We start from the raw sequence: 22,975 nt of genomic DNA on the forward strand, positions 1-22,975 counted from the left end.
CCGCCTTTCGCGACTATCCCGGTCGCCCCGGCAAGTACCTGGCCGACATCTACCAGCTGGCGCGCCAGCGCCTGGCCGCAGTCGGGGTGCACGACGTCAGCGGCGGTGGTCTGTGCACGGTCGCCGACCAACGCTTCTACTCCTACCGGCGTGACAAGACCACGGGCCGCATGGCCTCACTGATCTGGCTGAAATAATTCCGGTCCTCGTGCTTTGCGCGCCGTCAGGGATGGCGCTGCAAGGCCTGGATCAGCTCCCGCGTATGCCCCGGCATGCCTTCCAGTCCGCGTACGCAGATCAGCAACTGGCGGCGGCTCCAGCCGTCGCTGAGCGGGATGGCACGGATATCCATGTGGCCGGCGCTGGCCAGGGCCGCCGTTTCCGGTATCACCGCCACGCCTACCTGATGCTCGACCATGCGGCAGATGCCGTCAAAGCTGCGCAGCCGGACCCGGTATTGCAGCCGTCGGCCGGCCCGTGTGGCGTGGCCCGAGAGATGCTGTTGCAAGGCGCTGTCGCCGGACAGGCCGACGAAATCCTCACCCAGCAGCTCGCTGAAGGCCAGCGACTTACGGCGGGCCAGCGGATGCTTTTTCGATAGCACGGCCACCAGGTGATCCTGGCGAAACGGATAGGTCTGCAGCGGGCCACTGTCGGTGGAGTCGGCGATGATGCCGACATCGGCCACCCCGTCTACCACGGCCTGCACCACCTCGTAGCTCAGTTTTTCTTCCAGTTCGATATCGGTATGCGGATGCCGCGCCAGGAAGCGTGCCAGCACTTCCGGCAGGAATTCCGTCATGGCCGAGGTATTGCACAGCAGCCGGATATGCCCCTTCAGGCCCTGCGCGTACTGGCCCAGTTCGTCGCGCAACTGTTCCATCTGCTGCGCCATCATGCGTGCGTGGTGGGCCAGCGCGCGCCCGGCATCGGTGGTCTGCACGCCGCGTCGGCCGCGCTCCAGCAGGGGCGTGCCCAGGGCGTCCTCCATATTGCGGATGCGGGCGCTGGCCGATGCCAGTGCCATATGGGCGCGGGTGGCGCCGGCGGTGATGCTGCCACTCTCGACCACGTACAGGAACAGGCGCAGGTCGGATAGTTCGAATCGGTTGCTCATGGTGTGTAGGGCGTGGTGTGGAGTGTGGGGAGGGGCGCAGGTCCACAACAGGCAAAATGGGGCAGGCAGCCGGATTGTGCCTTCGGCCAGGCCGAAGGCTGCCTAAGTGTATTCCACATTTGCAGAGCCGACCGAGGCTGGCAGACTGAACGCCTTGTAGCAAGCACCTTCGACTTCTCCTTTCGCCATGCCCAGCCTGTTTTCCTTCCTCGATATGAATGCCACCGTCCTGGCCGCGAGCCTGGCGGTGTTCCTGCTGGCCGGCTTCGTCAAGGGCGTGATCGGCCTGGGCTTGCCGACGGTGGCGATCGGTTTGCTGAGCCTGGTGATGTCGCCGGTACAGGCGGCGGCCTTGCTGATCCTGCCGTCGATGGTCACCAATGGCTGGCAGCTGGCCAGCGGCGGCGCCTTCCTGGCGCTGGCCCGCCGCCTGTGGGGCATGCTGGCCGGCATCGTGGTGGGTACGCTGGCAGGGAGCGGTCTGATGGGAGTGGACGGTGGCCGCCATGCCATTGTCATCCTGGGCCTGGCACTGATGCTGTATGCCATCGCCGGACTGGCGGCGTGGACGCCGAGCGTACGGCCCGGGCGGGAGCGCTGGTGGTCGCCCGTCATCGGGCTATTGACCGGGCTGGTGACGGCGGCCACCGGTGTGTTCGTGATTCCCGCTGTCCCGTATCTGCAGGCGCTGGGCTTGCAGCGCGATCAGTTGATCCAGGCGCTGGGCTTGTCCTTCACGGTCTCCACCCTGGCGTTGGCCGTCAACCTGGGGCAGGGTGGAGCCTTTAGCGGTGGCGTAGGCTGGGCCTCGCTGGTGGTGCTGGTGCCGGCTTTGCTGGGCATGGCTATCGGCACCCGGGTGCGCGGCATGGTCCGTGCAGCCAGCTTCCGGCGCGCCTTTTTCATCGGCTTGCTGCTGCTGGGTCTCCATCTGGCCTGGCACATCACCGAGCTGGCGCCATGGTGGCGATGACCTCACCGACCTGGCGGATCGAGGGGCCGAAGCAGAAGTTGCCCGGCGAAGTGCATGTCTATGCCTGGCTGGATGGCTGCATGATTGCCATGCTTGATTGTGAGTTACGTGACAGTCAAGGATTGAAGTTACGTATGGCCTATGTCTCGCCACCGTGGCGAGGCTCGGCCGTCCTGCGTGACATGCTGGCCGTCCTCAAGCCGTGTTACCGACCGATTGCCCTGCGTCGTTCCCGCAGGCGCTGAGTGCCAGGACTGAGGTTTTCGGTGCAGTCCGCTCCCATGATGCACTGCGCAAACCTGTGTGCCGTATAGCGCGCGGGTTCACGATGATGGTGCGTGCGGCCTGCCATTTTCTAAGTTTTCCTGTTCGCCGGATTGAGTGGCCGTCAAGTCTTTTCAGGAAGGGTGACGGTCCTCTGGCTCGGACCCGGACTCGCGTTTCACGGAACTGTCATGTTCCAAGTCTTCCTTGCGGGTCGCTGCCAATTTCTTCATATTTTGACGATTCCGCTTGCGTTGCGGCGTACCCATCAGGTATAAAACGATGGTCAGGGGAATTATCCCGTACAGCAGGAAAGTGGCGATGCCGGCAATCGCTGACTGTTCGGTGATCGACATCATGAAGACGACGTAGAGCCATGCGATAGCGACGATATACATGGTGAGATGGCGCTTCGAGACAAACCGTAAAGATACGCGAAAATTGCAGATCCGAGCATGAACAAGCAGAATCCGCAGCAACCCTCTCCCGATGTATCCGCGTGGCTGGCACAGATGTCCGATCCGAAGTTCTGGACCTCGCTGCAGTCCCAATTCCAATCCCAGTTCGAGCAATTCAGGTCGCATCTGCCGCCCATGCCCAATATGGCCGGCATGGCAGGCATGCCGCCCGGTGCAGGTCAGATCGATCCGACACTGCTGGCCAGGCAGTTGGGCGACATGGGCGCCACGCTCGACCCCGCCGATGCGGTCCGCCTGCAGCAGGAATACACCCGCGAGTTCGGCGAACTGTGGCAGTCGATGCTGTCGGCCAAGGCGCCGACCATCACCGATCGCCGCCTGTCGGCACCGGCCTGGCAGGAGCATCCCTACTTCGCGTTCCAGGCGGCGGCCTACCAGCTCAATTCGCGCTTCCTGCTGGCCATGGCCGATGCGGTCAAGGGCACCGATAAGGTGCGGCACAAATTACGTTTTGCAGTGCAGCAGATGATTGATGCGATGTCGCCGGCCAACTTCCTGGCGACCAATCCGGTGGCCCAGCAAAAGATCATCGAGACCCGCGGCGAGAGTCTCACCAAGGGCATCGCTCAATTGCTGGCCGACCTGCAGAAGGGCCATGTCTCGCAGACCGACGAGACCGCCTTCGAAGTGGGGCGTGACGTCGGCGCCAGCGAGGGTTCGGTGGTCTTCGAGAACGAGCTGTTCCAGCTGATCCAGTACAAGCCGCTGACCAAGACCGTGCATGCGGTGCCGCTACTGATCGTGCCGCCCTGCATCAACAAGTTCTACATCCTCGACCTGCAGCCGCAGAATTCGCTGGTGCGCTACACGGTGGAGCAGGGACACACTGTGTTCCTCATTTCCTGGCGCAATGCCGACGAGGCGGTGGAGGCAGCGACCTGGGACAATTACGTCGATGATGCCGTGGCACGTTCCATCCACATCGTCCAGGAAATCAGCAAGCAGCCGCAGATCAATGCCCTCGGGTTCTGTGTGGGCGGCACGCTGCTGTCCTGCGCGCTGGCGCTCTTGGCCGCCCGTGGCGAAGACCCGGTGGCCAGCCTGACGCTGTTGACCACCTTCCTTGATTTCTCCGACACCGGTGCCATCGACGTCTATATCGACGAGATGCAACTGGCCCTGCGCGAGCAGATGATCGGCCAGCGCGGCCTGATGGCCGGGCGCGATTTTGCCAGCGCCTTCTCCAGCCTGCGTCCCAACGACCTGCTGTGGAACTACGTCGAATCCAATTACCTCAAGGGCGAAAAGCCCAGCGCCTTCGACCTGCTGTACTGGAATGCCGACAGCACCAACCTGCCCGGACCGATGTTCTGCTATTACCTGCGGCATATGTACCTGGAGAATGCGCTCAAGGAACCGGGCCGCCTGACGGTGGGCGGCGAGAAGATCGACCTGCGCAAGATCAGCGCCCCGGCCTTCATCTATGCCTCGCGTGATGATCACATCGTGCCCTGGAAATCCGCCTATGCCTCGCTGGACTTGGTCAACGCCGGCAAACGCAGCAACAACCGTTTCGTGCTGGGCGCGTCGGGACACATTGCCGGCGTGATCAATCCTGCCTCCAAGAACAAGCGCAATTACTGGACCAACGACAAGGCCCGTGCCGGCGCCGATGCCGATACCTGGCTGGCCGGCGCCACCGAGCATCCCGGCAGCTGGTGGGGCGAGTGGGCGGCCTTCCTGGCCAAGCATGGCGGACGCAAGGTGGCCGCGCCCAAGGCGCCGGGTTCGACCCGCTACAAGCACATCGAGCCGGCCCCGGGCCGCTATGTCAAGGTCAAGGCCGACCAGTTGGTGGCCTGAAGGATCAGCCAGCCGGCCAGGGGAGGCCCAGAAGTCGGCGGCGATGATGAAAAGAGGGCGGTGATCCGGCAGACCGGAGCCGCCGACAGAGAGAGACGACCGGCGTCGCATCCGCGGCGGCATCGGCCAGACCAATACGGGGAAGCCAGGCAAGACCCGGCCTCCCGACCAATGCGGTGCAAAGCAGACCCGAAACAGGGGTAACAGGCAGCAGTTGGAACCCCAATAATCACCATCCAATAGGAGGCAGCAAATGAGCAAGCGTATCGCATATGTGACCGGTGGCATGGGCGGCATCGGGACCGCCATCTGCACCCGTCTGTGCAAGGACGGCTACACCGTGGTGGCCGGCTGCGGCCCCAATTCCACCCGCAAGGATACCTGGCTGGCCACCATGCGCGGCCACGGCTTCGACATCCATGCCTCTGAAGGCAACGTCTCTGACTGGGAATCCACCAAGGCGGCGTTCGAAAAGGTGCGCGCCGAGATCGGTGAAGTGGACGTGCTGGTCAACAACGCCGGCATCACCCGCGACGGCCAGTTCCGCAAGATGAGCAAGGCCGACTGGGATGCGGTCATCGACACCAACCTCAATTCGCTCTTCAACGTCACCAAACAGGTCATCGAAGGCATGTGCGAGCGCGGTTTCGGTCGTATCGTCAATATCTCGTCGGTGAACGGCCAGAAGGGCCAGTTCGGCCAGACCAACTATTCCACCGCCAAGGCCGGCATCCACGGCTTCACCATGGCGCTGGCGCAGGAAGTGGCAACCAAGGGCGTGACCGTCAACACCGTCTCGCCGGGCTATGTCGGTACCGACATGGTGCGCGCCATCCGCCCGGAAGTGCTGGAGAAGATCGTCTCCGGCATCCCCGTCAAGCGTCTGGGCGAGCCGGAGGAAATCGCCTCCATCGTGGCCTGGATCGCCTCTTCCGAGGGCGGTTACGCGACCGGTTCGGACTTCTCCCTCAACGGCGGCCTGTACATGGGCTGATGTCCTTTGCTGCAGCAGGCAGGTTGTCCGCCTGCCTCTGCTGCGGCCATCGGCGGAGAATTTCTCCGCACTGCACGATCGGGCTCCCCATTGTGCGTCTTCCCCCCTATAATGGCTTGCGTTGCTGCCCTGCAAAAGGACCGCGACCGCGTCGCGAGGACGACGCAAGCTGCATCACAGTAGAAGAAGCAAGGAGAGGACAGCATCAATGTCCCGGACGCCCGCGGGTCGGGAGCGCATCGAAACGGCCCGCACCGCTGCAAACCAAGGCCGGCCAACGGCTGCAATGAGAGAGACTGGACTTCAGATGACTACTGCAAAAAATTCGGCAGACCGCTTGATCAAGAAGTACCCCAACCGCCGTCTTTACGACACCCAGACCAGTTCCTACATCACCTTGACCGACGTCAAGCAGCTGGTGCTGGACAATGAGGAATTCACCGTGGTCGACGCCAAGAGCGGCGATGACCTCACCCGCAGCATCCTGCTGCAGATCATCCTGGAAGAAGAGTCGCACGGTGTCCCGATGTTCTCCAGCGGTGCCCTGTCGCAGATCATCCGCTACTACGGCCATGCCATGCAGGGCATGATGGGCAACTATCTGGAAAAGAACATCCAGACCTTCATCGATATCCAGAACAAGCTGGCCGAAAATTCCAAGGGCTTCTACGAAGGCAAGCCCTTCAGCCCGGAGATGTGGACCCAGTTCATGAACGTGCAGGGGCCGATGATGCAGGGCATGATGAGCAACTACATCGAGCAGAGCAAGAACCTGTTCATCCAGATGCAGGAGCAGATGCAGAGCCAGACCAAGAACATGTTCGGCACCTTCCCCTTCGGCGCCACCGGTACCCCGCCGGAACAGAAGAAGTAAGCAGCCGGAACAAAAGTTGCCCGACCCGACGGCCCCGCGTGGGCCGTTTCGCTTTTCTGGGCTGCCAGGGCGGTCATGACCCGAAAACAGGCGCAAATGAGCGGACCATGTACAATAGCGCCCTGATTTTTAAAGCATTTTTCGCTTTTTCCCGTATTTTCGGCCGCTTGCGGCCCGTCTCATTGAGCCATCTGCCATGTCCAACCCATCCTCTCCCGCCAGCCCGGCCCTGCCCAAGGTCGGTTTCGTCTCCCTCGGCTGCCCGAAGGCACTGGTCGATTCCGAACAGATCCTGACCCAGTTGCGGGCCGAAGGCTATGACACCGCCAAGTCCTACGACGGCGCCGATCTGGTGATCGTCAATACCTGCGGTTTCATCGATGCTGCCGTGCAGGAGTCGCTGGATGCCATCGGCGAGGCGCTCAGCGAAAATGGCAAGGTGATCGTCACCGGCTGCCTGGGCGCCAAGAAGGACGCCGAGGGCGACGACATCATCCAGAAGATTCACCCCAAGGTCTTGGAAGTGACCGGTCCGCACGCGGTGGGCGAGGTGATGCAGGCGGTACACAAGCACCTGCCCAAGCCCCATGCCCCCTTCATCGACCTGGTGCCGCCGCAGGGCGTCAAGCTCACGCCCAAGCATTTCGCCTACCTGAAGATTTCCGAAGGCTGCAACCACCGCTGCAGCTTCTGCATCATTCCTTCCATGCGCGGGGACCTGGTCTCGCGTCCCATCGCCGACGTGATGCTGGAGGCCGAGAACCTGTTCAAGGCCGGCGTCAAGGAATTGCTGGTGATCTCGCAGGACACCAGTGCCTATGGTGTGGATGTGAAGTTCCGTACCGGCTTCTGGAACGGCAAGCCGATCAAGACCCACATGACCCAGCTGGTCGGTGCGCTGGGTGAGCTGGCCCAGCAGTACGGTGCCTGGGTGCGCCTGCACTATGTCTATCCGTATCCGCACGTTGACCACATCATCCCGTTGATGGCCGAAGGCAAGATCCTGCCTTACCTGGACGTGCCGCTGCAGCATGCTCATCCGGATGTGCTCAAGCGCATGAAGCGCCCGGCCAACGGCGAAAAGAACATCGAACGCATCCAGGCCTGGCGCGCCATGTGTCCGGACCTCACGATCCGTTCCACCTTCATCGCCGGCTTCCCTGGCGAGACCGAAGCGGAGTTCGAATATCTGCTGGACTTCCTCAAGGAAGCCGAGATCGATCGCCTGGGCTGCTTTGCCTATTCGCCGGTGGAAGGCGCGACCGCCAACGAGATCGCCAATCCGGTCCCGGAAGAAGTGCGCGAAGAACGTCGCGGCCGTGTCATGCAATTGCAGGAAGAGATTTCCAAGAAGCGCCTGCAGGCCAAGGTCGGCAAGACACTGCGCGTGCTGATCGACGAGGTGGACCGTAACGGCGGTACCGGCCGCACCTATTCCGATGCCCCGGAAATCGACGGCGTGGTCTATGTGAAGCCACCTTTCGAGCCGCATCGCAAGCTGGAAGTGGGCCAGTTCGTGGACGTGCGCATCACCGCTGCCGATGCTCACGACCTGTGGGGCGCGGCCGAGTGAAGGCGCAGCGTTTGCTGATGCGCAGCCTGCTGGTGGCGGCGCTGTCCTGCTCGGTCCTCATGCCGGCATCGACCTGGGCCGCCAGGCCAGGACCGGCCGCCAGCGCTCCGGAGGGTTCGCTGCAACAGCTGCTGATGACCCATGCGCTGGTGCTGCGTGGCCAGATCGACGGGCGCGACATGCAGCTTTCGCTGCAACCGAAGAAGAACGAGGACGGCGTGGAAGGGCGTTACTTCTTCTTCGGCGGATCGCCTGACATCCTGGTTGCCGGTGAGGTCGATGGCGATGATTTCATCATGGAAGAATCAGTCAATGGCAAGGATGTGTCGGGCCAGTGGGAAGGGCATCGGCAGGGCCAGTCCATCACCGGTACCTGGTCCAGTGCCGATGGTGCCGTCACCAAGCCATTCGCGTTGCAACTGCCCTGAGGCCGGGCTGATCGTCTCCGAACCCTTGATCGCGTGATTTGCTGACGCCGGCTTTCGGTGTCGGCAGGCTGCGCGTATAGTGATGCCTTTGCGCGCAGCCCTTCGCTGCGCGTCTCGTTTTCAGAGGCAGAATCGTGTCCGACCCCAAAGAGACTTCTCTCACGCCGCAAACTTCCCTTATCCACAGCAGCTATCGCGCCCCTGACGGTTTCGAGGCCTTCCCGGTGGGCATCCATCACGCTTCCACGGTGGTATTCCCCAACGTCGAGGCGATGCGCTCGCGCGACTGGCGCGAAAAGCTGGGCTATACCTATGGCCTGCACGGCACGCCCACCAGTTTCGTGCTGGAGGCCCGGCTGGCCGAGATCGAGGGCGGCAATTACTGTCGTGTTACGCCCAGCGGGCTGGCCGCCATCGCCATGGTCAACTTTGCGTTCCTCAAGAGTGGCGACGATGTGCTCCTGCCGGACAACGTCTACGGGCCCAGCAAGGACCTGGGCCAGTGGCTGGAGCGTGATTTCCAGATCACGGCGCGATTCTATGACCCGATGATCGGTGAGGGTCTGGCCGACCTGATCATGCCCAATACCCGTCTGGTGTGGACCGAGGCACCGGGTTCGGTATCGATGGAAGTGCCTGATATTCCGGCGCTGTGCCGGGCGGCCCACGCCAGGGGCGTGCTGGTGGCGATCGACAATACCTGGTCCGCCGGCCTGGCCTTCAAGGCCTTCGAGCATGGCGTGGACATCGTCATGCAAGCCGTCACCAAGTACCAGTCCGGTGGTTCTGATGTGCTGATGGGCGCGGTGGTGGTGCGCGACCAGGCCCTCAATGAAAAGCTGGAGCTGGCGCACATGCGCCTGGGGTTCGGCGTGGGCATGGACGACGTCTATCTGGTGCTGCGCAGCCTGTCGTCGATGCGCCTGCGCTTCGAGGCGCACGATGCGGCCGCGCGCAAGGTGGCGACGTGGTTGAAGCAGCGTCCGGAGATCGTCTCGGTGCTGCACCCGGCCTTCGAGGAATGCCCTGGCCATGCGCACTGGAAGCGGGACTTCACCGGCGCAGGCGGCCTGTTCTCGGTGATCTTCGATCCGCGCTACGTGGAAGAGCAGACCGACCGCTTTGTCGACAGCCTGCGCCTGTTCAAGATCGGCTACAGCTGGGGCGGTGCACACAGCCTGTGCGTGCCATACCGGATGCGGGGCATGCGTCGGGACTGGATGCGAGAAGGGCAGCTGGTGCGCTTCAACATCGGCCTGGAGGCGCCGGAAGATCTCATCGCCGATATCGAACAGGCCCTGGCACGCATGTAAGCGTCGAGCCAACCCGGCGCGGTGCGTCTGCACCGAGTTTGCCGTCCAGAAATTGAATAAAGGTAAATGTTGCCTCTGTTTCTCGTTTTGGTGCGAAGGAGGCGGTCATAAAATGCTAGTCATTCTTGATACGGCATCCTCATACCGCTGGGCCGCTTCGCATTTTCTCGTCCAGTGGCGCAAAAGATGTCAGACCGCGTAAAACATTGCAATTTTTCTGCGGCCCCGTGTTGAAGGAAACTACAGTTTAGCTCGGCAGTCGAAGAAGAAATGCGGCTGAGCTAGTCGTTACACAGCAACATGGCACAAGAAAACCGCCAAAATTTACAATTTATTTTGTTGCTTTGGTGTCAATTTTGTTGAGCCATTTCGGTCAAGAAACCTTTTGATCAGGAAATTCCTGATTGTCGCCGGAAGTCGCAAGGACTCTGGCTGTTCATTTCCCTGGCATCAAAACTGCAGGCGAAATAGGTCTTCTTGTAAGACAAAGTCTGACAAGCCTGTTGGTTTTGTTTCGGACGAAAAATACCGATCAAGTCTAATTTCCCGCCTGTCCGCCCCCCCTCAGAATTGGCTTGCAGTCAAGTAAATGTAAGCGATTGTAAGCAGCTCAATGCAGCCGAGAGCAGCACAGAGCAGTATGGAGTTCTTACCGAGGTGGGGTGCAAATGAATACCAACGACATGATGGCGGAGATCCGCGATGCCAACCTGAGCTATCTGATGCTGGCACAGCAGATGATCCGTCAGGACAAGCCGACCGCAATCTTCCGGCTGGGTATCAGCGCAGAGATCGCCGATCTGATCGAGGGTTTGTCCAATGCCCAGATCATGAAACTGGCCGCGACCAACATGATGTTGACGCGCTTCCGTTTCGACGATGGTGCCATCCTCGGCATGCTCACCAATTACAACAAGGACAAAAGCCTGGCCCAGTCGCATGCGGCCATCCTGATGGCCTGTCAGCCCAGCGAACAAATTTCGTAAAACAACAAGACAAGAGCAGGACCGGCGCGGGCAGGGGTCAATGCGCCGGAGGGGAAGACGTACCGTAGCAGTTAATGAGTTTGTGTCTTGGATTTGCAGCCTGATGTCCATCTGCCTTGTGCACATGGAGAGGGGGCAGGCAGTGTCACTACGAAATCACCGGGGGGTAGCACCATGGCTAAAAAGAGCGTTGTCACAGAGGCGCAGGAAATTCAGTTGGCCATTGAACTGATCAACCTGGGGGCGCGCCTCCAGTTGCTGGAATCGGAAACTTCGCTGTCGCGCGAGCGCCTGCTGAAGCTGTACAAGGAATTGAAGGGCGTCTCGCCGCCCAAGGGCATGCTGCCGTTCTCGACGGACTGGTTCATCACCTGGCAGCCCAATATCCATTCGTCGCTGTTCATCAACGTGCACCGCTATCTGGTGGAGCATGCCCGCATCAGCGGCATCGAAGCCGTGATGAAGGCCTACAAGCTCTATCTGGAACAGGTCGGTCAGAGCGATGCTGGCGAGCCGGTGCTCTCGCTCACGCGGGCCTGGACGCTGGTACGCTTCTTCGAAAGCAAGATGCTCATGACCACGCCCTGCTGCAAGTGCGGCGGCCACTTCGTGGTGCATCGCCTGGACCTGCATCAGGACTATCTGTGCGGCCTGTGCCACATGCCTTCGCGTGCTGGCAAGACCAAGAAGGCCAAGGATGCGGTGGTCATGGGTCTGGTGGAAGCCCTGCCGGTGGCAGCCTCCGCCCCGATGGTCGCCGAGCCGGTGCTGGCGGCCGTTGCCTGATCCGCAGTGCTGCGCCATCGCTGTCGATGCGGTCGCGGTTCGGCCGCTTGACCGTGACAGTGGCGCCGCTACTCTGCCAGGAAGAATGAGGCCGATTGTCTAGATGTCTGACCTAGAGAACCACCCCGGCGCCCGCCGCAGGCCACTGCTGCAGGCGCCGGCGATCCAGGCCTTGCTGCTGTTCGTGTTGGGCCTGGTGGGCGCCAACGTGATCGACGTGCTGTGCCAGCGCGCCGGTCTTTCTCCCTTTTCTCCCTTGCAAACCTCCGTGCTGCACGGTGCGATTGCCGCGCTGCTGGCACGTCTGCGCCGCATGGCCGTGTGGTGGTGGCTGATCCTGCTGGTGTTCCCGCTGGCGGCGCTGCTGGTAGGGCGGCTGCAATTGCCGCCCTGGCTGTTCCTGGCGGTATTCCTGTTCATGCTGGTGCTGTTCTGGTCCACCTTCCGCAGCCAGGTGCCGTTCTATCCCTCCGGCCGCAATGCCTGGGATGCGGTGGCCGCCTTGTTGCCCCAGGGACGGGCGATCCGCTTCATGGATATCGGCAGCGGCCTGGGTGGCGCGGTGCTGGATCTTTCGCATCGTCGGCCAGAAAGTGAATTCACCGGCATCGAGATCGCGCCCTTGCCCTGGCTGGTGAGCCGCCTGCGCGCGGCGCTGGCGGGCAATCGCTGCCGCTTCGTGCGGGGCGATTATCTGTTGCTCGATTTCGCAGAGTATGACGTGGTGTTCGCCTATCTTTCGCCAGCCGCCATGCTGGCCCTGTGGCACAAGGCCCGGGCCGAAATGCGGCCGGGGACGCTGTTACTGAGCTACGAATTCCATATTCCGGGGACCACGCCGGACCTGGTGATCCAGCCCGAGGGGGGCGGGCCGGTGCTGCATGGCTGGCGCATGTGAGCGCATAAAGTGACGCAATGCGAGACGCGACGTATCAAGTTTGCCCGGATTGAGCCGTAAATCGAAAAGGAAGGGCGTTTTTCGGATATGTATTCCCTCATTTGCTTGATTGGAATACCTGTAATCTGACGAACGTGAAAATACATGCAACGCCACTGGGACGGGAGCAGGCACTTTGTTAGTCATTATCGGATATGTCATTGTCATGGGCTCCGTCTTCGGCGGCTTTGCCCTGTCCGGCGGCCATCTGGGGGCGCTGTTTCAGCCACTTGAACTGCTGATGATCGGCGGCGCCGCCGGTGGCGCGTTCCTGGTGGGTAACAACGGCAAGGCGATCAAGGCCACGATGAAGGCCTTGCCGACCGTCCTCAAGGGCTCGACCTACACTAAGGCGCTGTACATGGAGCTGATGGCGCTGCTGTTCGAGATCCTGACCAAGTCTCGCAAGGAAGGCCTGATGTCCATCGAAGGTGACATCGAAGAGCCGGAAAGCAGCCCCATCTTCAGCAAGTACCCCGGCGTGCTGGCCGACCATCACCTCATCGAGTTCATGACCGACTACCTGCGCCTGATGGTGTCGGGCAACATGGATGCGTTCCAGATCGAAAACCTGATGGACAACGAAATCGAGACCCACCACCACGAGGGTGAGATTCCGGTGCACTGCATCGCCAAGCTGGGTGACGGTATGCCGGCCTTCGGTATCGTGGCCGCGGTGATGGGGGTGGTGCACACCATGGAATCGGTGGGTATTCCGCCGTCCGAGCTGGGTATGCTTATTGCGCACGCGCTGGTGGGTACCTTCCTCGGTATTCTGCTGGCCTACGGTTTCGTGGGCCCGCTGTCCAGCCTGCTGGAACAGAAGCTGCACGAATCGACCAAGATCTACCAGTGCGTGAAGGTGACGCTGCTGGCCAGCCTGAATGGCTACGCGCCGGCGCTGTCGATCGAATTCGGCCGCAAGGTCCTGTTCTCGACCGAGCGTCCGACCTTCCTGGAACTGGAAGAGCACGTCAAGCAGGCCAAGAGCAAGTAATCCTGCCGTTGGCGGATGGTACGCGCATCGATTCACACAGACATCAGCATTGAGCAGGAGTAAGGCATGGCCGACGAAGGGCTACGTCCCATAATCGTTAAGCGGATCAAGAAGGGCGGCGGTGGTCACCACGGCGGCGCCTGGAAGATCGCGTACGCCGACTTCGTGACTGCGATGATGGCGTTCTTCCTGCTGATGTGGCTGCTGGGTTCGACCGCCAAGGGCGACCTGAACGGTATCGCCGAATATTTCAAGACACCGCTGAAGGTCGCCATGGCCGGCGGCTCCGGTAGCGGCGACGCCAATACGGTGCTGCCAGGCGGCGGCAAGGACCTGACCCGCCAGGACGGCCAGTTGCGCAAGGGCGAGAACGATGTGGTCACTCGCAAGCAGACCCTCAAGCAGGCCCAGCAGGAACTGGAGAAGGCCGAGCGCTCGCGCCTGGAACAGCTGAAGTCGCGCCTGGAAAAGGCCATCGATTCCAATCCGACCCTGAAGCAGTTCAAGAACCAGCTGTTGATCGACATCACCTCTGAAGGCCTGCGCATCCAGATCGTGGACGAGAAGAACCGCCCCATGTTCGCCCTGGCCAGCGCCCAGTTGCAGCCCTATACGAAGGAAATCCTGCACGAGATCGGGCGCACCCTGAACGATGTCCCCAACAAGATCAGCCTGTCCGGGCATACCGATGCCACGCCGTATTCCCGTGGCGAGAAGGGCTACAGCAACTGGGAACTGTCGGCCGACCGCGCCAATGCATCGCGCCGCGAGCTGATCACCGGTGGCATGGACGAATCCAAGGTGCTGCGGGTGGTGGGCCTGTCCTCGGCGGTGCTGCTGGACAAGGAAGATCCGTTCAACCCCATCAACCGTCGCATCAGCATCATCGTCATGAACAAGAAGGCCGAGGAACTGGTCGAGAAGGATAGTGGCTCGCTGAACGTGCCCACCGACGCCAGCGACGACGACATTCAGCAGGGTTTGACCGCGCCGCCCAAGAACTGAGGCAGGCGTGACGGGCGGGGATTTGCCATTGAAGCAGAAGTGTTCCAACTGAACAGGGGAAGAGAGCTGGATATGCCGACCAAGACCATGCTGCAGGAGCTCAAGCGCTTGTTGCTCGATACTGCCAGCGGCGGCAGCCGCCAATTGACGGAAGTGGAGTCGGACCTGGTCCAGACCAACATCCTTCTGGGCGAAGCCATCGGCAAGCTGGGTACCAGTTTCATGGAGCTGCACCGTTCTGTGCAGACCCAGCAGACCATCCTCGAGGGACTGATGAATGGCACGGGCGAGTTCGACAGCGAGAGTATCGAACAGCTCAAGGCGACCCAGGCGCAGGTCAGCCACCATGTGAACGCGGCGGTCACCGGTCTGCAGTTCCAGGACATGACCAGCCAGCTGCTGGAGCGTATCGTGCGGCGCGTGATCGGCCTGCGTGAAGCGCTGGGGGTGTTGAGCGCCAACAGTTTCGAGATCGTGCCGGAGCAGGGGCAGACCGACGAGGAACTCAGGGAGCTGCTGGCCAGCACCGTGCAGGCGATGGAGGAACGGCTGACCGTGCTCGACACCGGGCTGTGGAAAGCGGTGCGCCAGACACGCATGGAAAGCGGCGATATCGAGTTGTTCTAAGCCTTTGCGGGCTGAGTGGGTCAAGATTGAACTAGGTCATTCCGGCCGGGCGCAGGGCAATAGGTCGGCGGCCGGAGCTGCGGCATAATGCACATGCGCATGAGCCTTATTGAAGAAACAGGGAGTAACGATGTCCAAAACGATTCTCGCAGTAGATGATTCCGGGTCACTGCGCCAGATGGTGGTATTCAGTCTGAAGGCTGCGGGTTACAACGTGACCGAAGCGGTTGACGGCGTGGACGCGCTGGAAAAGGCCAAGACGCATACCTTCGACCTGGTCCTGACCGACCAGAACATGCCACGCATGGATGGCCTGACCCTGATCCGCTCACTGCGCGAGCTGACCAGCTATGCGCGGGTGCCGATCCTGATGCTGACCACCGAGTTCAGTGACGAGATGAAGGCCAAGGGCAAGGCGGCCGGCGCCAATGGCTGGCTGGTCAAGCCCTTCGACCCGCAGCGCCTGACCGAGGTAGTGCGCAAGGTGATCGGCTGATCTTGCCGGGATAACAAGAACGACACGAACCGCATCCAGCATGGAGCCCAGGCATGAGCATTGATATGAGCCAGTTTTTCCAGGTCTTTTTCGACGAGGCCGAGGAAGGGCTCGCGGAAATGGAAAAGCTGTTGTTGGCCGTCAATGTGGCCTCGCCCGATCCGGAGGACCTCAATGCCGTGTTCCGTGCCGCGCATTCCATCAAGGGCGGCTCGTCGACCTTCGGTTTGACCGACATCGCCGAGGTCACGCACGTACTGGAGTCGCTGCTGGACCGTATCCGCCAGGGCCAGATGGCCCTGACCGCGGAACATGTGGACGCCTTCCTGGCGGCCAAGGATGTATTGAAGTCCATGCTCGACGGCCACAAGCATGGCGCCGAGGTGGATCAGGATGCCGTGGGTGATGTACGCATGCTGCTCGAAGCCCTGTCGCAGGGCAAGAGCTCCAGCGCGAGCACTCCCAGGGCTGCTGCAGGACCGGCTGCGGCCGCGGCCGCGGCCGTGGTGGGCCCCGACGGCGCCCGTCGCTATCGGCTGGAGATGCCGGTCATCGCTGACAAGGACGCCGAGGCGCTGGCCGACGAGCTGTCCATGCTGGGCAAGATTGAAAAGACCAAGTCTGCCGAAGGAAACTGGGTCTTCATTCTCGATACGGCCGAACCGATCGATGACGTGGTCGCCATCTGCGCCTTCATCGTCAATGTGGCCGATCTGAAGATTTCGCAGGCTGTCGATCCCGGCAAGACCGCCGATGAAGAGCGCGGCTATGGTTTCTTCGATAACTTCGTGACCCAGGAAGAGCGCGAACGCGCCCAGGGCTACGGTTTCTTCGACACCCAGACGACCGTGGAAGACAAGGAGCGCGAGCAGGGCTACGGCTTCTTCGCTCCCTTCGTGCCGCTGGACATCAGCGCCAAGAAGCCTGAGCCGGAGAGCGCCCACGCTGCCGCCGCCCATGGCACCAATGGTGCCAACGGCCATCACGACGACGCCCATCTGCATGGCGAGCATGCCTCCTCGGAAAAGAAATCCGCCAAGGGGGGCGCCGCCCAGGGACCGGAATCCTCGTCGATCCGTGTGAGCATCGAAAAGGTCGACCAACTGATCAACCTGGTCGGCGAACTGGTGATCACCCAGGCCATGATCGAGCAGCGTGTCGGCAAGCTGGATCCGATGCAGCATGAGCACCTGCTCAACAGTGTCAGCCAGTTGAGCCGCAATACCCGGGATCTGCAGGAATCGGTGATGTCGATCCGCATGATGCCCATGGACTATGTGTTTTCGCGCTTCCCGCGCATGGTGCGCGATCTGGCGCACAAGCTCGGCAAGCAGGTCGAATTCGTCACCCATGGCGCCGCGACCGAACTGGACAAGGGCCTGATCGAACGTATCGTCGATCCGCTCACGCACCTGGTGCGCAACAGCATCGACCACGGTATCGAACTGCCGGATGCCCGTCGCAGCGCCGGCAAGAGTGAGGCAGGTGTGCTATCCCTGTCGGCCGAACATCAGGGCGGCAACATCATCATCGAGGTCACCGACGACGGTGGTGGCCTGAACCGCGACAAGATCCTGGCCAAGGCCAAGCAGCAGGGCATGCCGGTCACCGACAACCTGTCGGACGCCGAGGTCTGGCAACTGATCTTCGAGCCCGGTTTCTCCACCGCCGAGCAGGTGACCGACGTGTCGGGACGTGGCGTGGGCATGGATGTGGTCAAGCGCAACATCCTGGCCATGGGCGGGGCGGTGGATATCCGCTCCAGCAAGGGCTTTGGTACCACCATCTCGATCTCGCTGCCGCTGACGCTGGCCATCCTGGACGGCATGTCGATCCGGATTGGTGAAGAAGTCTACATATTGCCGCTGGGATATGTGGTTGAATCTTTGCAGCCATTGGCGCAAGATATCAAAGAGATTTCCGGTCAGGGCCAGGTGCTGCGCGTACGCGGCGAATACCTGCCCCTGATCCCGCTTTATCAGATTTTCAACATCGAACCCTCCTTCACCGATCCCTCGCAAGGATTGGTGGTCATTCTGGAGTCAGATGGAAAGAAGGCGGCACTTTTCGTGGATGACCTGATCGGACAACAGCAGATCGTTGTCAAGAATCTGGAATCCAACTACCGGAAGGTCGCCGGCATTTCCGGAGCAACCATTCTGGGCGACGGCGGCGTCGCCCTGATTGTCGATGTGGCAGCCTTGCTGCGATCCAGCCGCCAACTGAACGACGAATCTGTATTTTCCTGATATTTAAAGGGCCACAACATGTCTGACACTGCAACCAAGAATCTTTCCGGCTTCGGCGAAAAAACCGACAGCAATGGAAACGAGTTTCTTGCCTTCACCCTGGGTAAGGAAGAATACGGCATCGATATTCTGAAGGTTCAGGAAATTCGCGGCTACGAAGCCGTGACCCGTATCGCCAACTCGCCTGATTTCATCAAGGGCGTGGTCAACCTGCGCGGCATCATCGTCCCCATCGTCGATATGCGCATCAAGTTCCAGCTGGGCGAGCCGACCTACGACCAGTTCACCGTGGTGATCATCCTCAACATCGGTGGTCGTGTGGTGGGTATGGTGGTCGACAGCGTCTCCGACGTGATCACCCTGACCCAGGAACAGATCAAGCCGGCCCCGGAAATGGGCACCACCTTTGACTCCGACTACCTGATCGGTCTGGGTACCCTGGAACAGCGCATGCTGATCCTGGTGGATATCGACAAGCTGATGTCCAGCGCCGAAATGGGCCTGATCGAGAAGCTGGCTGCCTGATCGCCCTCAGGTCTGTCAGGAAGCTAAGGGATCCGGAGGAGACGCAGTCCGGATCTGACGTTTTTCGTCGTTCGGTACCGCAGGAAAAGCGGGCAGGCTAGCCCGATACAGAAGAGAAAAAGGCATCCGCCGTGTGGTGGATGCCTTTTTTATTGCCCGCTCCCAATGCCGTCAGGCAAGGTACGGCGTGGCGCCTCCCACGGACTATGCGGCAGGCCGCACAGCCCGATGGTGTGTCAATGGAAGTGTTCGACCGGAGGCGGGGTATCTTCCGGCATCTCGGCATGCACCAGTTCACCCTCGCGATCGGGGAACAGGGGCGCACCGCAGTCATCGCAGAATTCCATCGTGAAACGCTCGCTGTGATGCTTGATCTGGACGATGCCGCATTCGCGCAGGGTGGCCAGGATCTGCTGCAGCGGACTAGCCGGGAGTCCTTCCAGCAGGCCGGCACCGCCGGGGATCATCATGGGCAGGTCTTCGCCGCTTTCCTGCTCGTACAGCGGCCACACGGTACCGTAGACCACGGTGGGGTCGTTGCCGATGGAAAAACCGATGCGGTATTCGTCGATCTGGCCGTTGATGTCTTCGGAAAAGCCGCCGATGCTGGCATGCAGCTCGGAGGACGCGATATCCAGCGTCTGCGTGAGGAAGTAGTCGGCGGCACGGATCGACGCCGGCCGGATATGCTTGTCGGCCTCGCGGCAGCCGAAGAAATAGGCTTGCGGCAGCAGCAGCTCGACATTGCAGCCGGGCAGCAGGCGCGTGAAGATCGGCGTGACCTGCTGCGTCCAGGCGTCGAAGGCAGCGGTCTTGTTGGCCGAGAAGTGGCTCTGCTGTTCGCTTTCCTGCCAGTGGAACAGGGCGCCACCAGCGGGCAGCACCACGGCGGCGATGGCATAGCGGGTATCAGCCAGGAAGGCGGCGGTCGGCGGCTGTTCGCCGCGCAGCTGCACCGGGGTGTTCTTGAGTGCGCTCTGGCCCAACTGGCGGGTCAGGGCGAACACGTCGGCGTGCATGCGCGGCAGCTGCTCGATCGAGAACAGGCTGGGTGCCAGCGCCAGGCGCGCGTCCTTGGCCAGGATGTGGGCGTGCAGGTGGGCCGCGATGGCGTTCTGCAGGTCGCCGGCAATGGGGCCCGAGGCGATGGCGAAGCGGGTCCAGGCCAGCACCGGCAGGACCAGCAGCTGGACATCGTAGTCCTGGCCGTCGTGTTCCAGGGTGGTGGCTTCGCTGCCGGCCTCGACGGCCTCGATCAGGACATCGTAGGCGTCCAGGTCGGCCTTGAAGAGGTGGTCCAGCGCGGTGTCGATCAGGCCCTGGTTGCCGGCGCGCAGGAGCTTGTTGAGCAGGGCGTCCAGGGGTTTCAGCCAGGCGCGCTCTTCGAGCCGGCTGGACGCCTGCGCGATGGCTTGCGCAAAGGTGACCAGGTGCTGGCTGTCGGCAGAGAGCTTGGAGGAGGAACGTTTGGCAGGACGACGCATGTAGGCTATCTGTAATCTGTGGAAACGAAACCGTCTATTGTAGATGATTTGGCAGCGCTATCCGTCTTCAGACTGCTGACCCGATTCCAAAGGGCAGCCTGCGGCAGCGACAAAATAAAAAACGCCGGACGAATCCGGCGTTTCTCGTTTCAGCAAACGTGCAGACTGCATGGCAGCAGCGGCACCGGGGGGCGCCGCGCTGCCCGTCCTGCTTAGGCTGCCAGCAGTTGACGCAGCACGAACGGCAGGATGCCGCCATGCTTGTAGTAGTCCACTTCGATCGGGGTATCGATGCGCAGCAGCAGCTTGACTTCCTTGGTCTCGCCGTTCTTGCGGTGGATCACCAGGGTGGCTTCCTGTTGCGGCTTGATCTCGCCGTCCAGGCCCTTCAGGTCGAAGGTTTCGTCACCGGTGATGCCCAGCGTCTGCACGCTGTCGCTACCCAGGAACTGCAGCGGCAGCACGCCCATGCCGACCAGGTTGGAGCGGTGGATACGCTCGAAGGAACGTGCGATCACGGCCTTCACGCCCAGCAGCTGGGTGCCCTTGGCGGCCCAGTCACGGGAGGAGCCGGTGCCGTACTCTTCGCCACCGAACACCATGGTCGGGGTGCCTTCGGCCACGTACTTCATGGCGGCGTCATAGATCGACATCTGTTCGCCGGTCGGCTGGTGCAGGGTGATGCCACCTTCGACGCGGGAGCCGTCTTCCTTGGCCGGGATCATCAGGTTCTTGATGCGCACGTTGGCGAAGGTGCCGCGCATCATGATCTCGTGGTTGCCGCGGCGCGAGCCGTAGGAGTTGAAGTCAGCCTTGAGCACGCCGTTGGCTTGCAGCCACTTGCCGGCCGGGCTGGATTCCTTGATCGAACCGGCCGGGGAGATGTGGTCGGTGGTGATCGAGTCGCCGAACACGCCCAGGGCGCGTGCACCGGAGATACCGGCGGCAGCGATCTTGGGCTCTTCGCTGAAGTTCTCGAAGAACGGCGGCTCGGCGATGTAGGTCGAGGTCGGCCAGTTGTAGACTTCGCCCTTGGCGACGCCCTTGATGGCTTCCCACAGCTTGCCCGGGGCACCCTTCACGTCGGCGTAGTTTTCCTTGAAGGTCTTGGCGTTCATGGCGAACTTGAGCAGCTTTTCGATCTCTTGCGAGGTCGGCCAGATGTCGCCCAGGTAGATGTCCTTGCCACCCTTGCCCTTGCCGACCGGTTCGGTCATCAGGTCGCGGGTGACATTGCCGGCGATCGCGTAGGCCACCACCAGCGGCGGCGAAGCCAGGAAGTTGGCGCGGATGTTCGGGTGGATACGGGCTTCGAAGTTGCGGTTGCCCGACAGCACGGCGGCAGCCACGACGTCGTTCTTGACGATGGCTTCGTTCATGGCCGCAGTCAGGTCACCGGCGTTGCCGATGCAAGTGGTGCAACCGTAGGCGGTCACGCCAAAGCCCAGCTTTTCCAGGTAGGGCAACAGGCCAGCCGCTTCCAGGTACTTGGTCACCACGCGCGAGCCAGGGGCCAGCGAGGTCTTGATGTGCGGTGCGACCTTCAGGCCGGCTTCGACCGCCTTCTTGGCCAACAGGCCGGCAGCCAGCAGCACGCTCGGGTTGGAGGTGTTGGTGCAGGAGGTGATGGCGGCGATCAGCACGTCACCGTTGTGCACATCCACGCCGTCGGCGTTCTTGTAGGCGGCGGTGAGGTCTTCAGCCTTCTTGTTGAAGCCGTTCTCGGAAGTCGGCTTGGTGAACAGGTCGGCGAAGGTGGACTTGACGTTGCCGATCTCGATGCGGTCTTGCGGACGCTTCGGACCTGCCAGCGAGGGAGCGACGGTACCCAGGTCCAGCGAGACTTCCTGGGTGTAGTCGATCTGGCCGGCCTTGGGCACGCCATACAGGCCCTGGGCCTTGAAGTAGGCTTCGAAGGCGTCGATCTCGGCCTTGGTACGGCCGGTACCCTTGAAGTAGTCGATGGTGGCATCGTCAACCGGGAAGAAGCCCATGGTGGCGCCGTATTCCGGAGCCATGTTGGCGATGGTGGCGCGGTCGGTCAGCGACAGCGATTCGGTGCCTTCACCGAAGAATTCGACGAACTTGCCCACGACCTTGGTCTGGCGCAGCAGTTCGGTGATGGTCAGCACCAGGTCGGTGGCGGTGACGCCTTCGCGCAGGGCGCCGGTCAGGTTCACGCCGACCACGTCCGGGGTCAGGAAATAGACCGGCTGGCCCAGCATGCCGGCTTCGGCTTCGATGCCGCCCACGCCCCAGCCGACCACGCCGATGCCGTTGATCATGGTGGTGTGGGAGTCGGTGCCGACCAGGGTGTCAGGGTAGTAGACGCCGGTCTTGTTGTGCACACCGCGTGCCAGGTACTCCAGGTTGACCTGGTGGACGATGCCGAAGCCCGGGGGCACCACGCCGAAGGTATCGAAAGCTTGCATGCCCCACTTCATGAACTGGTAGCGCTCGTTGTTGCGCGAGAATTCCAGCTTCATGTTCAGGTCCAGCGCCTTCTTCTCGCGGAAGTGGTCGATCTGCACCGAGTGGTCCACCACCAGGTCCACCGGGACCAGCGGTTCGATGTTCTTGGGGTTCTTGCCCAGCTTGCTGGCGACATTGCGCATGGCGGCCAGGTCGGCCAGCAGCGGCACGCCGGTGAAGTCCTGCAGCACCACGCGGGCGACCACGAAGGGGATCTCATCCACGCGGGCAGCCTTGGCACCCCAGTTGGCCAGTTGCTTGACGTGTTCTTCGGTGACCTTCTGGCCATCGCAGTTACGCAGCACCGATTCCAGCACGATACGGATGGACACCGGCAGGCGCGAGATATTCACGCCCAGCGACTTTTGCAGGGCGGGCAGGGAGTAGAACTTGCCCTTCTTGGAATCGGAAATCTTGAATTCCTTCAGGGTGTTCAATGTGTTGCGAGACATGGCCTCTTCTCCTTAATTTGGCAATTTAGTGATGCTAGCTAGTCGAATCCGGTTTGCGCTGCAATGGTGAACTGCGGGGTGCTGCCTGATTCTGTGATTCTTTGTTTCTCTGGTACGGCTGGGGTCTGGTCCGGGAAGCGC

Annotated in this window: 22 protein-coding genes; 18 read left to right on the forward strand and 4 right to left on the reverse strand. The window is 61.6% G+C overall.

Annotated features, from left to right (window positions below; all coding sequences use genetic code 11):
• The coding region (locus HFRIS_RS10240) for a laccase domain-containing protein (RefSeq protein WP_006463252.1) at window positions 1-197 on the forward strand (197 nt) is incomplete at its 5' end.
• Window positions 198-223: 26 nt separating this feature from the next.
• Here HFRIS_RS10240 and HFRIS_RS10245 read toward each other — a convergent pair.
• A complete protein-coding gene (locus HFRIS_RS10245) occupies window positions 224-1,117 on the reverse strand; it encodes a LysR substrate-binding domain-containing protein (protein ID WP_006463253.1) in 894 nt (297 codons plus the stop codon).
• Window positions 1,118-1,304: 187 nt separating this feature from the next.
• On the opposite strand from HFRIS_RS10245, the gene HFRIS_RS10250 reads away from it, so the two are divergent.
• A complete protein-coding gene (locus tag HFRIS_RS10250) occupies window positions 1,305-2,090 on the forward strand; it encodes a sulfite exporter TauE/SafE family protein (protein ID WP_006463254.1) in 786 nt (261 codons plus the stop codon).
• Window positions 2,078-2,335, forward strand: coding sequence for a hypothetical protein (locus tag HFRIS_RS24770; RefSeq protein ID WP_006463255.1), 258 nt, complete (start codon window positions 2,078-2,080; stop codon window positions 2,333-2,335). The genes HFRIS_RS10250 and HFRIS_RS24770 overlap by 13 nt, the downstream gene beginning before the upstream one ends.
• A gap of 153 nt (window positions 2,336-2,488) precedes the next feature.
• Here the strand turns inward: HFRIS_RS24770 and HFRIS_RS10255 are convergent, their stop codons facing one another.
• A complete protein-coding gene (locus HFRIS_RS10255) occupies window positions 2,489-2,752 on the reverse strand; it encodes a hypothetical protein (protein WP_006463256.1) in 264 nt (87 codons plus the stop codon).
• Window positions 2,753-2,809: 57 nt separating this feature from the next.
• On the opposite strand from HFRIS_RS10255, the gene phaC reads away from it, so the two are divergent.
• The 15 genes from phaC to HFRIS_RS10330 all read left to right on the forward strand — a co-directional run bounded on the left by phaC (window position 2,810) and on the right by HFRIS_RS10330 (window position 18,426).
• The gene (gene phaC, locus HFRIS_RS10260; RefSeq protein ID WP_006463257.1) at window positions 2,810-4,636 is read left to right on the forward strand and encodes a class I poly(R)-hydroxyalkanoic acid synthase; all 1,827 of its coding nucleotides are present in this window, start codon (window positions 2,810-2,812) and stop codon (window positions 4,634-4,636) included.
• 253 nt (window positions 4,637-4,889) lie between these two features.
• Window positions 4,890-5,630, forward strand: coding sequence for a 3-ketoacyl-ACP reductase (locus HFRIS_RS10265; protein ID WP_006463258.1), 741 nt, complete (start codon window positions 4,890-4,892; stop codon window positions 5,628-5,630).
• Between the two features lie 307 nt (window positions 5,631-5,937).
• Entirely contained in the window at window positions 5,938-6,504 is a 567-nt protein-coding gene (gene phaR, locus HFRIS_RS10270) for a polyhydroxyalkanoate synthesis repressor PhaR (RefSeq protein ID WP_006463259.1), read from the forward strand.
• 196 nt (window positions 6,505-6,700) lie between these two features.
• Complete coding sequence (gene rimO / locus HFRIS_RS10275) at window positions 6,701-8,077, forward strand: 30S ribosomal protein S12 methylthiotransferase RimO (RefSeq protein WP_006463260.1); 1,377 nt, start codon at window positions 6,701-6,703, stop codon at window positions 8,075-8,077.
• A 17-nt stretch (window positions 8,078-8,094) separates the two neighbouring features.
• Window positions 8,095-8,505 (forward strand): hypothetical protein, encoded by a 411-nt coding sequence (locus HFRIS_RS10280; protein WP_039875280.1) that lies wholly within the window; start codon window positions 8,095-8,097, stop codon window positions 8,503-8,505.
• A 134-nt stretch (window positions 8,506-8,639) separates the two neighbouring features.
• Window positions 8,640-9,818, forward strand: a complete 1,179-nt coding sequence (locus HFRIS_RS10285; RefSeq protein ID WP_039875242.1) for a cystathionine beta-lyase — start codon at window positions 8,640-8,642, stop codon at window positions 9,816-9,818.
• A 668-nt stretch (window positions 9,819-10,486) separates the two neighbouring features.
• Window positions 10,487-10,804, forward strand: a complete 318-nt coding sequence (gene flhD / locus HFRIS_RS10290; protein WP_006463263.1) for a flagellar transcriptional regulator FlhD — start codon at window positions 10,487-10,489, stop codon at window positions 10,802-10,804.
• Between the two features lie 174 nt (window positions 10,805-10,978).
• Complete coding sequence (gene flhC / locus HFRIS_RS10295; RefSeq protein ID WP_039875244.1) at window positions 10,979-11,590, forward strand: flagellar transcriptional regulator FlhC; 612 nt, start codon at window positions 10,979-10,981, stop codon at window positions 11,588-11,590.
• 103 nt (window positions 11,591-11,693) lie between these two features.
• Window positions 11,694-12,488, forward strand: coding sequence for a class I SAM-dependent methyltransferase (locus tag HFRIS_RS10300; protein WP_006463265.1), 795 nt, complete (start codon window positions 11,694-11,696; stop codon window positions 12,486-12,488).
• A gap of 175 nt (window positions 12,489-12,663) precedes the next feature.
• Window positions 12,664-13,524: a flagellar motor stator protein MotA gene (gene motA / locus HFRIS_RS10305; protein WP_006463266.1), complete on the forward strand. Its 861-nt coding sequence runs from the start codon at window positions 12,664-12,666 to the stop codon at window positions 13,522-13,524.
• Between the two features lie 66 nt (window positions 13,525-13,590).
• Complete coding sequence (gene motB / locus HFRIS_RS10310) at window positions 13,591-14,529, forward strand: flagellar motor protein MotB (protein ID WP_006463267.1); 939 nt, start codon at window positions 13,591-13,593, stop codon at window positions 14,527-14,529.
• Window positions 14,530-14,601: 72 nt separating this feature from the next.
• The gene (locus tag HFRIS_RS10315) at window positions 14,602-15,156 is read left to right on the forward strand and encodes a hypothetical protein (RefSeq protein WP_006463268.1); all 555 of its coding nucleotides are present in this window, start codon (window positions 14,602-14,604) and stop codon (window positions 15,154-15,156) included.
• Window positions 15,157-15,286: 130 nt separating this feature from the next.
• A complete protein-coding gene (locus HFRIS_RS10320; RefSeq protein ID WP_006463269.1) occupies window positions 15,287-15,652 on the forward strand; it encodes a response regulator in 366 nt (121 codons plus the stop codon).
• 53 nt (window positions 15,653-15,705) lie between these two features.
• Window positions 15,706-17,901 carry a chemotaxis protein CheA gene (cheA, locus tag HFRIS_RS10325; protein ID WP_006463270.1) on the forward strand — a complete coding sequence of 732 codons (2,196 nt, stop codon included), beginning with the start codon at window positions 15,706-15,708 and terminating at the stop codon, window positions 17,899-17,901.
• A gap of 18 nt (window positions 17,902-17,919) precedes the next feature.
• Complete coding sequence (locus HFRIS_RS10330) at window positions 17,920-18,426, forward strand: chemotaxis protein CheW (protein ID WP_006463271.1); 507 nt, start codon at window positions 17,920-17,922, stop codon at window positions 18,424-18,426.
• 236 nt (window positions 18,427-18,662) lie between these two features.
• Here HFRIS_RS10330 and HFRIS_RS10335 read toward each other — a convergent pair whose 3' ends face one another.
• Window positions 18,663-19,910: a DUF2863 family protein gene (locus HFRIS_RS10335; RefSeq protein ID WP_006463272.1), complete on the reverse strand. Its 1,248-nt coding sequence runs from the start codon at window positions 19,908-19,910 to the stop codon at window positions 18,663-18,665.
• Window positions 19,911-20,122: 212 nt separating this feature from the next.
• A complete protein-coding gene (gene acnA, locus HFRIS_RS10340) occupies window positions 20,123-22,834 on the reverse strand; it encodes an aconitate hydratase AcnA (RefSeq protein WP_006463273.1) in 2,712 nt (903 codons plus the stop codon).
• Window positions 22,835-22,975 lie beyond the last annotated feature (141 nt).

The organism is Herbaspirillum frisingense GSF30 (assembly GCF_000300975.2).
Classification (GTDB): Bacteria; Pseudomonadota; Gammaproteobacteria; order Burkholderiales; family Burkholderiaceae_D; genus Herbaspirillum; species Herbaspirillum frisingense.